The organism is Mesorhizobium sp. Root157 (genome assembly GCF_001427385.1).
Classification (GTDB): Bacteria; Pseudomonadota; Alphaproteobacteria; order Rhizobiales; family Rhizobiaceae; genus Mesorhizobium.
The window spans coordinates 36,809-46,300 of record NZ_LMGJ01000009.1 but is presented as its reverse complement, the minus strand read 5'-3'; the positions used below and the strand labels follow the sequence as shown (position 1 = coordinate 46,300).

General features: G+C 58.1%; 9 protein-coding genes and 1 pseudogene. All 10 read left to right on the top strand.

Annotated features, from left to right (window positions below; translation table 11 throughout):
- Positions 1–92: 92 nt before the first annotated feature.
- Positions 93–497 (top strand): annotated as a pseudogene (locus ASD64_RS21650) (type VI secretion protein); the annotation flags it as partial.
- Entirely contained in the window at positions 494–1,561 is a 1,068-nt protein-coding gene (locus tag ASD64_RS07645) for a lytic transglycosylase domain-containing protein (RefSeq protein ID WP_056103196.1), read from the top strand. The pseudogene ASD64_RS21650 and the gene ASD64_RS07645, both read left to right, overlap by 4 nt.
- An 11-nt stretch (positions 1,562–1,572) precedes the next feature.
- Entirely contained in the window at positions 1,573–2,274 is a 702-nt protein-coding gene (locus ASD64_RS07640; RefSeq protein WP_056103224.1) for a type IV secretion system protein, read from the top strand.
- Positions 2,271–2,510 (top strand): hypothetical protein, encoded by a 240-nt coding sequence (locus ASD64_RS07635; protein ID WP_056103193.1) that lies wholly within the window; start codon positions 2,271–2,273, stop codon positions 2,508–2,510. Before ASD64_RS07640 ends, ASD64_RS07635 begins: the two co-directional genes overlap by 4 nt.
- Positions 2,503–3,510, top strand: a complete 1,008-nt coding sequence (locus ASD64_RS07630) for a type IV secretion system protein (protein ID WP_056103190.1) — start codon at positions 2,503–2,505, stop codon at positions 3,508–3,510. Before ASD64_RS07635 ends, ASD64_RS07630 begins: the two co-directional genes overlap by 8 nt.
- 36 nt (positions 3,511–3,546) lie before the next feature.
- Positions 3,547–4,242 carry a virB8 family protein gene (locus ASD64_RS07625; protein WP_056103186.1) on the top strand — a complete coding sequence of 232 codons (696 nt, stop codon included), beginning with the start codon at positions 3,547–3,549 and terminating at the stop codon, positions 4,240–4,242.
- Entirely contained in the window at positions 4,239–5,048 is an 810-nt protein-coding gene (locus tag ASD64_RS07620; protein ID WP_056103184.1) for a TrbG/VirB9 family P-type conjugative transfer protein, read from the top strand. Before ASD64_RS07625 ends, ASD64_RS07620 begins: the two co-directional genes overlap by 4 nt.
- Positions 5,045–6,262, top strand: coding sequence for a type IV secretion system protein VirB10 (virB10, locus tag ASD64_RS07615; RefSeq protein ID WP_056103181.1), 1,218 nt, complete (start codon positions 5,045–5,047; stop codon positions 6,260–6,262). Before ASD64_RS07620 ends, virB10 begins: the two co-directional genes overlap by 4 nt.
- Positions 6,243–7,274 carry a P-type DNA transfer ATPase VirB11 gene (gene virB11 / locus ASD64_RS07610; protein WP_056103178.1) on the top strand — a complete coding sequence of 344 codons (1,032 nt, stop codon included), beginning with the start codon at positions 6,243–6,245 and terminating at the stop codon, positions 7,272–7,274. The genes virB10 and virB11 overlap by 20 nt, the downstream gene beginning before the upstream one ends.
- Positions 7,271–9,358 (top strand): type IV secretory system conjugative DNA transfer family protein, encoded by a 2,088-nt coding sequence (locus ASD64_RS07605; protein WP_056103176.1) that lies wholly within the window; start codon positions 7,271–7,273, stop codon positions 9,356–9,358. The genes virB11 and ASD64_RS07605 overlap by 4 nt, the downstream gene beginning before the upstream one ends.
- Positions 9,359–9,492: the final 134 nt, after the last annotated feature.

The following is a 9,492-nucleotide window of genomic DNA, read 5'->3' as shown; positions in this document are numbered from 1 at the left end:
CCCAAAGGGATCAGCCTAGCCACTGGACGGTTTTTACTCCGCCCGCACCAGCATTATGCCGGCGCTCCATGGCCTAATTTGTCACCGCCGCGCACAAAACGATCCGCAAGCTGAACGGGGTCGTCGGGTTCGGAACCCAATCGGCGGCCGACATCGCCCGCGCTCCGCAATCGCACACGCTGATCGAACAGTCGGCGACCAATCTCCACTTCCCAAATCCGCGCGCGGATGAGGAGAGCTACATGCGCCGGTTCGGATTGACTGCGAAGGAATATGCCTTCGTCCGGAACACGCCACCTGAACGGCGCACCTTCCTTATACAGCATGGCAACGATTCCGTCATTGCCCGACTTGACCTTTCGGCCATGCCCGACATCGTCAAGGTCCTGTCTGGCCGCAAGGAGACGATCGAAGCCTGTGCGGCGTTGCGAGCGAGACTTGGTGAGGATCCGGCGGCTTGGCTTCCTGAATTTTGCGGATGGGAACCAGCCGCATGATCAGGCGTGTTCCCATCCTGCTCGCCTTCCTGTCATGGCCTGCATTTGCAGACATACCGACCATCGACCGGAGCCTGCTTGTTCGAATTGAGGATCGCGCCCGCAAGACCACCGAGATCGACACTGTAAATCGCGACCGCTACGCGAAAGGCCAAGGCATCACCTGCTCGCTCTATCGCCCAGGGCGCAAGAATGATCCTGTTTCGGCAGCGAAAGCCAATCCGACCATCGCCGGTCTCGTACGGCGCATCGCGCGCGAAGAGCATGTTGACGAAAATCAGTTCCTAGCCTTGGTTTACCAGGAGAGCCGCTTCAATCCGTGTGCGAAGTCGAGCGCCGGTGCACTGGGGCTGGCGCAGCTCATGCCTGGCACGGCAAGGGATCTGGGCGTCAACCCGTATGACGTCGTACAGAACCTGCGCGGCGGGGCCCGCTACTACCGGCAACAATTGAACCTGTTTGGCGGGAACGTTTCGCTGGCGCTCGCAGCCTACAATTCCGGTCCGGGCAACGTGCAGAAATATGGCGGCATCCCGCCATTCCGGGAGACGCAAGGCTATGTCGCCAACATTGCCAGCAGATGGCTTCCGGCTTTCGGTGGTTTAGACGAGTCAAGCATGCCGGCTAGCTATGGCGGTGGAACAGCAGCCTTCGAAACGGCCCGTGACGCCACGCTGAATGCGATGGGCCTTACGTCCGCGATAACGGACGGTTCTGGTGATGTCGCCTCGTGGTTCGCACAACTTGGCGCGCTACCGGCCGGCGCGATCCAGGACAGCTGGGACCACAACAGCGGTGCCCGAAATGCCAATATCGAGATGCTCAACCAACTGCTTCAGCTCGGCGCGGCTTTTGCTGAACTGGCCAACTCACGCAACGCAATGACCCTGAGCGACATGTCGGGCGCAAACCGCTCAAGCCGATACGGTGATCCCGGGGCGAACGATACGCGCGCAATCGCCGGCCTTTGCGTCAGCCGGCAGGCGCTCGCCTGGGACGAAGAGACAAAAGCCTGCATCCAGAAGGTCGACCTCGAGGCTGGATTGCAGCTCATGCCGGATTGATGGAGACGAACATGAAAGAACGAATACTGGCGATTCTGGCGGCAACCGTAACGATGGTCTTGCCAGCGGCAGCGGACATTCCAGTCATCGACAAGACCAATTATGCGGTTGCGAAAAAGACGGCGGAAACCACGGCGAAAATCCTCGATACCAACAAGGACATTCTCCAAACTGTCGAAAAGACGCTGGAGGCAGTTACCGGCGACCGCGGCAGCGAGGCCGGCTCGCTGAAGGACCTCGCAGTCGGCAAAGGTTTCAGCGTCTCAACCGTGCCTTCCTTCGACAAGCTGCTGAAGGGCGGCGTTGCCGATTTCGGCAGCATGAGCCCGCAAGTTGCTCAGGCAGCGGCGATGTTCATCAACGGGCTGAAACTGGTCAAATCGCTCTCTGGCAAACAAAACAGCTCCCTGGCGAGTGACAAGTCTTACGAAGAACTGATGAAGACAGTGCTCGGCGTGTCCGCGCTGATCACCGGTTCCGGACAGGCTGTCGAAACGCGGCGCGCGGCCCTCGAAAGCGCAGGACAGGAGATCGGTCAGGCAAAGGACATCAAGGGCTCGATCGACCAGAACACGCAACTTCAGGTTCAGACGGGCCTGACGCTCAACGAAATGATCGGTGTGCTCAATGCCGGCGTGCAGTCCCTGCACGGGGAAAACCAGCGCCGGCTGACCGACATCTCGAACACGCACAAGGCGCTGCAATACGAATGATCGACCTGCGCTTTTCATACGTCGCCGTCCTCGTCCTGGCTTTGTCTGCAAGCGGCTGCGCAACACCGAAGGAACAGACCGCGCCCTGCAAGAGGCCTGCCAATCTTTTGAGCTACGCATCAACTGGTCTGCATGAATGTGGCCCGGCTTCGCCGGTGAATACCGACCGGATCGCCGCCCTGGCGGCGATCGATGCCCTTCAGCCACAAGCACAACAGGGGCAGAGCGGTGAATGATTTCATAGGCGAGTTGCTCGAACGGATCGATGCTTCGGGCGAGCATTTCTCGCAGCGTGCGTTCGAGGCGCTCAGCCAGGATATCGCACCGCTGCTGCGCGTCCTCTTCATCCTTGCCTTTCTTTTTTACGGACTCCACCTGGTCATAGGCTCGTCCCGCCTCAAGATGGCGGAGATCGTGGCGCGTCTGACCCGCATTCTCGCCATCATCATTATCGTGAGTTCATGGGGAAACTTCGACACCTTCTTCTATGAGTGGTTGACGAAGGTGCCCGAGGCTGCCGGCCGGGCAATCCTGGCAGCGTCCGCGACTGGCGTGACGGAGCCGACAAGCGGGCTGTCGCAGATCTGGAAGACCGCCAACGTCGCCGCAGCTGCGTTTTCGGAACAAGCAGGCTACCTGTCGGTGCTCCCCGCGCTTGTCGGTATGGTCATCATGATCTTTGCCGGTCTGTTTGTGGCGATCGCACTCGGCATCCTCGTGCTTGCGAAAGTGATTTTATGGGTCTTGCTGGGAACGGCGCCCATCTTCATTTCGTGCATGTTCTTCAACGTGACGCGCCCATATGCGATGGGCTGGTTCAACCAGTCCTTGCTCTACGCGCTCATCCCGCTGTTCGTTTACGTGATCGCTGCTTTTCTCATCGCTGCGATGGAGCCGGAATTGACCAAGATCGACCAGATCTCGGGCAACCGCGAGCTGAGGTTGAGCGACCTCGCAGCCTTCATCATGCTTTGCATCGCCGGCAGTTTTGTCCTGTTCCAGGTCCAGTCGCTTGCCCAGGGAATAGTGGGTGGGCTGGCTATTCCCTTGGGGGCTCGCTCCCGCAATCTTACAGCAAATGGGGTCGTTTGGAGCCGTAGAGCCATCGGGCGATCGGCAGCGCAGACCCAGGCAGCCGTCAAACGTGTCCAAGCCCGACTGGGTCCCTCGCAACCGGCCGCCGGCGTGGCAATGCAGCGTTCGATTATTCTGAATGGAACCCCAAGGCGACCCTGACGGGCACTGAACCACAGCAAACAATTCGGGCAATACATGATCAACAGCACAGAGCAGTCGCTGCACTCCTATTTCCAGCAGGGTGATGTCTGGGAGCAGGAGATCATCAAGAGGGCTAAACGATCGGCCTACCTGGCATGGTCGGTAGCGCTCGTCTTAGCCTTTCTTGCAGCGCTTGGCCTGCTGGCTGTTGTCTTCTTGCTGCCGCTGAAGAGTTTCGAGCCTTACGTCGTCACCGTAGATCGCACCACAGGATTCATCGAGGTTCAGACCGGTTTGACGCGGCCGTCGAAAGTGACAGAGCAGCAGGCGGTGACCCAAGCCAATGTGGTGCGTTATATCCGCAATCGCGAAGGGTACGACCCCAATGCAATTGGGGACTATTTCGGGATCGCTGCGCTCTTGTCGACGGGCGAGGCCGCGCGTGAACTCCAGGCCCTGTTCAGTTCCGCGAACCCGAAAAACCCCCCCAAGCTTTACGGTCGGCTGAAGCGCGTGCTGGTCGACATCAAGTCCGTAACCTTCCCGAATAAGAGCACGGCCATCGTTCGCTTCTCGACGACGGAAAAGAGTGAGACTGACGCGGTCGTCCGGCATTGGATCTCGGTTGTCCGGTTCCGGTACACTGATACGCCGATGCGCAATGAATGGCGCTTCGAAAACCCATTGGGCTTCCAGGTTTCCTCCTATCGCCGCGACCAGGAGACTGTGACGCCGGAGCAGGGGGAATGAAGATTCTCTTCTTCATGACGGCCGTTGTGCTTGGTGCCATTACCTTACCGGCACTGGGCGCACAGACCCCGAAGGGTGGCTCGCTTGATCAACGCGTTACAAGCGTCACCTACCAGGAAAATAACGTTGTCCAGGTTTTTGCCACCTACGGCATTTCGACCATGGTCGTCTTCGACGAAGACGAGAAGTTCGAAACCATCTCGCTTGGCGATAGCGACAGCTGGCAAGTTGTCCCGGCCGACAAGGGCAATATTCTCTTCGTCAAGCCGACGGCCCGGAACGTGACGACGAACATGAATGTCGTGACGACGAAACGCATCTACTATCTCGAACTGCGCGATTTGGCGCCCGAGGCCGAGCACAAGGTGTTCGGCATCCGGTTCATGTATCCGGAGAAAGATCTCAATGCCACCTTGCACCGGCAAGCCGAGCAGCGCGCTGCCTGGCCAAGCATCTCCGGCATCGACAAGGCCAACGTCAACATCGACTATTCGTTTTCTGGGGATGCCCGGCTGAAGCCTCTTATGGTTTTTGACGACGTGAAAAAGACCTTCTTCAAATTCGGCGCCACCGTTCCAGCGATCTTTGCTGTCAACGCGGACTTTTCCGAAACGCTCGTGAACTTCCGCAGGGAAGGGGACTTCATTGTGGTCGACGGCACTGCAACCCAGTTCACGCTACGCGACGGCAATGAATGGACCTGCATATTCAACCTGCGGCGGCCGGCCTTTGGTGAACCTCGTGCCGACATCTTCGGGCCAGCCGAAGATACGCAAGCGACACAGCGGCAAAGGAGCGGCAATTGAGCCAGCGAACTTTGGAACTAGACGCCCTTTTAGAGGACGATCTTCCTGAAGTCGCCGATCGCTCAGTGCGCCGCAATCAATTGCTCGGCGGTGGGCTGATCATCCTTTGTGGTCTCGTGGCAGGTTATCTCGTGACCTCAGGCCCGCAAGAGCCGGCGGGGGACATGTTGGGCGGGGAGGAAGAATTCACGACGACCGTCTTTCGTCCACCGTCTTTTATGCACGACGATACAGCCAAAACCGAGTTGGCGTCGCCTGCTGTGATTGAATTGCCGCAGCCACCTGCTCCACCCAAGGACAACATCGACACCACTCAGTTTGACGTGCCACCGCCTCCGGTGACACGAGCCGCGCCACCTCCACCTCAATCGGCCGAGCCGTCCGAAGCTGCATTTCCGGAACGCTACCGCTCCGCCATGATCGTGTTTGATGGCGAGGCGGCAGAGAGTGGCACGAAAGGCCTCCAGGACAACGAAGGCGAGGGTTCGTCGGTTGCCGGCGAAGATCGTGCAAGCAGGTTTCTGGCGACTGCTTCGAACCTCGGCGATCGTTCCGCAAAGGCAAAAAAGATTGAGCGCATCGATGCCCTCGTTCCGGAAGGAACTCTCATTGCGGGCATCCTTGAAACCTCGATCATCAGCGATCTGCCGGGGCAGGTCCGTGCCATCGTTTCGCAGGACGTGTATTCCTTTGACGGCCGCCGCATTTTAATCCCCACCGGTACCCGACTCGTCGGCGAATATCAGTCGGAGATGATGCAAGGGCAGACGCGGATCTTCGTAGTCTGGACGCGTTTGCTGCGGGACGACGGCGTGACTGTCCGGCTGAATTCCATAGGCGCTGATGGTCTCGGGCGTGCAGGCTTGACCGGACAAGTTGACAAGAAGTTTCGGGAACGTTTTGGAGCGGCAATCCTGCTGTCGGTCGTTGGCGGCGGTGCGAGCTATCTGGCTGGCGCCGGAAGCCGTGCAGCAACAAGCGGCAATGGCGCCGAGAACCCGGAAGAAATCGCTCGTGCCGCGATCGCGCAGACCTTCTCGGACATGGCCAACCAGACGCTTGGCGACAGCCTCAAGGTCCCTCCGACAATTCGCGTAAGCCAGGGCGAGCGCTTGTTCGTGTTCGTTCGTCAAGACCTCGACTTCTCCGCTCTTTACGACGACCCGGTAACCGAAGCGCTCAAGGACATTCGTCGTGAACGTGGCCTGGACTGACCTCGCCTGGGGCGATCAACACTATTTCCTATACCGTGCTTTGGCACCATTGAAGACTTTTCTCGACGACCCCGCAGTGGTCGAGATTTCCGTCAACCGTCCAGGCGCGGTCTATGTGGAGCGCCTCGGCGCCGACCATATGGAGTTTTATGACGTTGCGCGGCTCACGAGCGCCGAAATTATCAATATCGGAGAGCGTGTGGCAGCCGCCACCAATCAGTTCATCAGCGCCGAGAGCCCGCTGTTGAGCGCAACCCTCCCTTCCGGTGAGCGTATTCAGGTCGTTCTTCCGCCAGCCGCACCCCAAGGCGGCGCAATCTCGATCCGCAAACAGGTTGTCAGCAACTTTTCACTGGAGGATTACCGCGACACCGGTGCTCTGGAAGAAACGACCGTTGCGCTTGGCGGCTTGAACGAAACGGATCGCGTGCTGATCCACCATCTTCGCAATGAAGACATATACGGCTTCATCCGTAGCGCCATCGCAAGGCGGGTGTCGATCCTCATCAGCGGTGGAACGTCGACAGGAAAGACAACTTTTCTCAACGCATGCCTGAAGGTGGTCGGCTCGCAGGAAAGAATCATCACCCTCGAAGATACCCGGGAGTTGTTCCCAGCACAGCGAAACGCTGTGCACCTGATCGCATCGCGTGGTGGCCAAGGCACGGCCAATGTTACAATTCAGTCCTTGCTGGAAGCTTCGCTGCGAATGCGGCCGGATCGGCTCTTCGTCGGGGAGGTGAGGGGAGCGGAAGCTTTTGCGTTCCTGCGCGCAATCAACACGGGCCATCCTGGTTCGATGTCGACCGTACACGCCGACACACCACTTGGGGCCTACGAACAGATTGCGATGATGGTCATGCAAGCGGGTCTGTCCGCAGCCTATCCAAAGGCAGATTTGATTTCATACATTCAAAGCGTGATCCCGATCGTCATCCAACTGCAGCGGGACGGTGGTCGCCGCCGCGTTTCTGAAATCTTCTTTGCCCGCAAACTGGCAGAGAAATCATGACGGGGCCGCTACGCGTCTGTTACCTGATTTTCAGCCTGGTGATCGGCTGCGTGATCTGGACATTAGCCTACGGGTTCACACTGCAGATCTTTTATCGCGACGATCGTGTTTTGCGCGCGACCGTCACGACAAATCCGCTGGCGCCTTTCGGGCAACTGATCGCCTACTTTGACAGTCCTGTGCTTCAGGCAGTTGCGGTGAGTGCAATGGTGCCGGCTTTGTTCGGAGCTGGCATCGTCGCTTATGCAGGTCTTCGTTCACAACCAGCCCCCCTTGGAGATGCGCGGTTTCAAAACGCGATGGTGTTGCGCCGGGGAAAATGGTTCCGGAAAAAGGGGCACATTCTTGGGCGCTTCGGGCACCGTATTTTACGCGTCAATGACGATCGGCATCATCTGGTGATTGGACCGACGCGTTCGGGCAAAGGCGTCGGCTATGTCATACCCAACGCATTGATGCACGAAGGTTCGATGATCGTCACAGATCTAAAGGGCGAGATTTTTAGAAGTACCGCCGGCTATCGAAAATCGAGGGGCAACCAGGTCTTTCTGTTTGCGCCGGGTTCGGCACGAACCCATCGTTACAACCCGCTCGACTTCATCCGGCCGGATCGCGGCGATCGCACGACGGACATCCAAAACATCGCCGGCCTCCTGGTCCCGGAGAATACGGAATCCGAAAATGCCATCTGGCAGGCGACGGCACAGCAGGTGATGGCTGGCGTCATCAGCTACATTCAGGAGAGTGTATTCTATGAAGGGAAGCGCAACCTCGTTGAGGTGACTTCATTCTTCAGCAGCGGGGTCAATCTTCAGCTTCTGATGACAACCATCAAGAAGCAGGAACCTTACCTGTCACGCTTCACGACCGAAAGCTTCAATGCTTACATCGCGCTATCCGAGCGCACGGCGATGTCGGCGCTTCTCGATGTCCAAAAGGCGCTACGCCCGTTTCGCAATGAAAGAATAGCCGCGGCGTCAAGCGTCACCGACATGGATCTGCGCGCGATGCGGCATCGGCCGATCTCGATATATCTGGCACCGAACATCACCGACATATCCCTTCTGAGACCCTTGCTCGCGCTCTTTGTCCAGCAAGCGCTCGATACCATGATGCTCGAGCATGCTGCCCACCCGCTTCCGGTCTATTTCCTTCTCGACGAGTTCCGTCAGTTGAAAAAGATGAGCGAAATCACCACCAAGTTGCCGTACGTAGCCGGCTACGGCATCAAGATGGCTTTCGTCATCCAGGATCTGAAGACGCTCGATGAGATTTATGGGGAAACAGCGCGCCATTCGCTTATGGGAAACTGCGCTTACCAGCTTGTCTTTGGAGCCAATGATCAAGTCACTGCCGAAAGCGTATCGAAAGGTCTCGGTAAGCGAACCGTGCGCTATACAACCGAGTCACGGACCATCGAGCTCATGGGTCTGCATCGACGAACCAAGGTGGAGCAGTTGCGCGAACGGGATCTAATGATGCCGCAGGAGGTGCGCCAAATGCCCTCGGGCAAGATGATCATCCTGCCGGAAGGGCAGGGGCCGATTTTCGCAGACAAGCTTCGTTTCTTCGCAACGGCACAGTTTGGTCAGCTGGAAGCTTTTTCAAGGGCCAACGTCCCGGACATTCCGGCACTTGAACTTTTACCGCCCGGTGCAGTTCCGGCGATGGCAGTGAAGAACTTGCCCAACCGCGTGACGTCTGTATCCGCATCCGATCTCAGGCTTCGCGGCGGCATGCCGGGTGGCTCCGTAGCCGACAACAATCGATCGGCGTCCGTTGCACCCGAGCGCATCCCGAGCTCGCTTTCGACACAAGGGGCTCCAAGCCGTTCTACAGATGAAGCGCGCAAAGGCGGCGCTTCACCGGCACTGGATTCAATGTCGGATTTCTTCAGCGGAAACGATGCAGAAGCACGGTCCACAGGCACAATCGAGGCGAGGTTTGAGTCCGCCACGTGCAAATTGAGGGATTTAGTTCAGAAATCAATGCAGTCAGGAGGCCCTGGCCCGACTACCCGGAATTGGTCACGGATCCTTGATTCAGCAGTTCCAGATGATGTTGACGGTCCCAACCCGAAATAGAATGAAAATCGGGCGGTTCGGGCAGGTGTATTTTTTTGCTTACTCATCAGGCTGGGTGCATCGCATTCGAATTCGACAGTAAGGATGCCCCTGTGGAAGCCGAGAGAGCCAAGCGAGCAACGCAGGGAAGGTCG

What these genes read in the sequence shown, in the direction of transcription:
- ASD64_RS07645 (WP_056103196.1), top strand. Translation starts at nt 494, where the DNA reads ATGATCAGGCGTGTTCCCATCCTGCTCGCCTTCCTGTCATGGCCTGCA.
- ASD64_RS07640 (WP_056103224.1), top strand. Translation starts at nt 1,573, where the DNA reads ATGAAAGAACGAATACTGGCGATTCTGGCGGCAACCGTAACGATGGTC.
- ASD64_RS07635 (WP_056103193.1), top strand. Translation starts at nt 2,271, where the DNA reads ATGATCGACCTGCGCTTTTCATACGTCGCCGTCCTCGTCCTGGCTTTG.
- ASD64_RS07625 (WP_056103186.1), top strand. Translation starts at nt 3,547, where the DNA reads ATGATCAACAGCACAGAGCAGTCGCTGCACTCCTATTTCCAGCAGGGT.
- ASD64_RS07620 (WP_056103184.1), top strand. Translation starts at nt 4,239, where the DNA reads ATGAAGATTCTCTTCTTCATGACGGCCGTTGTGCTTGGTGCCATTACC.
- ASD64_RS07605 (WP_056103176.1), top strand. Translation starts at nt 7,271, where the DNA reads ATGACGGGGCCGCTACGCGTCTGTTACCTGATTTTCAGCCTGGTGATC.